Annotated in this window: 2 protein-coding genes; both read right to left on the bottom strand. The window is 64.4% G+C overall.

Annotation, left to right across the window (positions count from 1 at the left end; genetic code table 11):
• Positions 1-107 precede the first annotated feature (107 nt).
• Positions 108-1,535 carry a zinc ribbon domain-containing protein gene (locus KN815_RS26110; protein WP_216344364.1) on the bottom strand — a complete coding sequence of 476 codons (1,428 nt, stop codon included), beginning with the start codon at positions 1,533-1,535 and terminating at the stop codon, positions 108-110.
• Positions 1,532-2,143 carry an IS607 family transposase gene (locus KN815_RS26115; RefSeq protein WP_216344365.1) on the bottom strand — a complete coding sequence of 204 codons (612 nt, stop codon included), beginning with the start codon at positions 2,141-2,143 and terminating at the stop codon, positions 1,532-1,534. The genes KN815_RS26110 and KN815_RS26115 overlap by 4 nt, the downstream gene beginning before the upstream one ends.
• Between the last annotated feature and the right edge of the window lie 56 nt (positions 2,144-2,199).

The raw sequence follows: 2,199 nt of genomic DNA on the forward strand, positions 1-2,199 counted from the left end.
GTCGGAGGATGGGGTCCAGGGGCGGGGCGGCAGCGCTCCCGCGCCGGGGGAGACGTCCTCGTAGTAGGGCAGTGGCGTGTGCTGCGTGGAGCTCATCGTTCTGCTTCCTATTCATTGCTCAGAGTTGAGCATCGAGGTTGGATAATTCGCTCTCCGCACCGACACAGTTGCCGGGTACTGGAGTCCTGGTCCAAGGGCAGTCCGGACCGCCTGCGACCAGCACGATCGAGCAGGATCTGTTTCACCCGCGTGTGCGGAGTGAACAAAGTGATGTCGGGGTCACTGTCCCGCTGCTCGATGTTGATCGCTCCGGCGTGGTCTGCTTGCCATACCGCCCCGCACTCGGTGCAGTGAAGCCGGTCCCCTTTGCGGACACCAAGGATGTCCGTGAAGGGGACGGCTTGCGAGGTATACGCAGCGTTGACCAGCCGCACCGCAGAACCTCTGCGGCCCGATACAGTCTCCAGCGCCTCAGCGGTGATGCCCTTGGTCCAGGCAGCCAGGCGCCGGTTGGTATTCTTCCCCAGCTTCTTATGACTGGCGAACGTCCTTGCGAGGTCTTCGGCGACGATCACGTTGGCCTTGTCGACGACCGCGTGCACGGCCTTGAAGGTCAGATCACGGACCCGGCACTTCCAGGCATTCGAGCGGCGTTCACGCTTGATCGTGCCGAGGTTGTTGTCCCGAATCCGCTGGGCCTTGGCATGGTCGCCCCTCTGCTCGGCCTTCTCGGCCAGAGCGCGGAGTTTCGCACGCCGCTGCCCCTTGGCCTTGCGGTGGTCGGACTCAGAGGACAGCAGTTGCCCCAGCTCGGGGCCGTGGTGCTTACCGTCGGAGTCGGTGAGGACTTCGGTGTATCCCTTGTCCACGCCGATTTTCCGGCTGCCGCAGGGACGCTTGGAGGAGGGCATCGTCTCGGCGTCGATGGCGTAGTGCACCTCGACGCGGCCGTTGCGGAGGATCATCCGGAGCGTTCCTGTGGGGGCGACCGTGGTGTTCAGCGGGATCGTGACGAGCTGCCGCCGCTCCAGGCCGGGCACCGCAATCCATATGTTGCCGCCCTCGGCGAGGGTGAAGGTGCGGTACTGGTCGGAGCGGACCACGATCTGATTGATGGTCTTGTTCCGCCCACGTCGCCAGTGCTTGCGCATCATCCGGGACAGGTACGCATCCTGCGTCCACTGGTCACGCTTCAGCAGCGTGAACAGGCGCTTCTTCTCCGCCTCGGTCACCTTCAGCTTGGCTACGGCGCGACGGATCTTGACCTTGGCGGCCTCGCGGCTGGCCGTGATGTCGGCGAACGCGTCCCGCACGGTCTCTTTCCACGCGTTCGCCAGCACGCCGAATCCCCCAGCGGTGCCCTCACGCATCCACTGGTCGCGGACCGTGCGGTCCTTGACGCCTGTACCGGCGATGGAGCCGTACTGGCGCCACACCAGCGACCTGACGCCACCGAGCCGCATGGCCTGCTCGTTGAGCTGGGCGTACTTCCCCTGGTTGAGGCCGCGACTGTAGGCGATGCGGGTGACCTTCACCGGCCGTCACCAGCGAGTTCGCCCTTGAGGGTCTTCTCGTACTTCCGCAGCCCGTCCAGGCGGCCAGAGAAGGTGTGCACGATCGCGAGAAGGTCCTGAACCATCTCTTCCTGCGGGGAAAGCGATTCCTGATTCGCCACCAGGATCGTGCAATCGTTCTTGTCCGCCACGTACTCCAGGTACTCGAACCCGAACCGGGCAAGCCGGTCCGTGTGCGCGATGACCAGTGTGCCGACCTCGCCCCGCTCGATGGAATCCATCAAAGCCAGGAGCTTCTTCCGCTTGAGGTTCATGCCGCCGCCGATCTCGCGGACCCACTCGTCCACAGCCAGACCACGCCCCCGGCAGAACTCCTCCATCGCCGTGATCTGGGAGGCGAGATCGTCCTTCTGTCCAGGTGAGGACACTCGGCAGTACACGACCGTCTTGCGGGCCGCCTCGTCGAAGCCCGGCTGCAACACCCGCCGCACATCGGCGTCGTTGAAGTACCGCTGACCGGATGCGGTACGACGCACCACGATGCGGCCCTCCCGCTCCCACCTGCGAACGGTGGAAGGGGAACGGCCGATACGCTCCGCGAACTCGCTGATCCGGTACATGCTGACCATCATACGTAACTCTGGACAGCAGTAGGCAGGAATCAGGCACTAGATGTCATACTCCT

It is taken from the genome of Streptomyces niphimycinicus (genome assembly GCF_018883605.1).
Taxonomy (GTDB): Bacteria; Actinomycetota; Actinomycetes; order Streptomycetales; family Streptomycetaceae; genus Streptomyces; species Streptomyces niphimycinicus.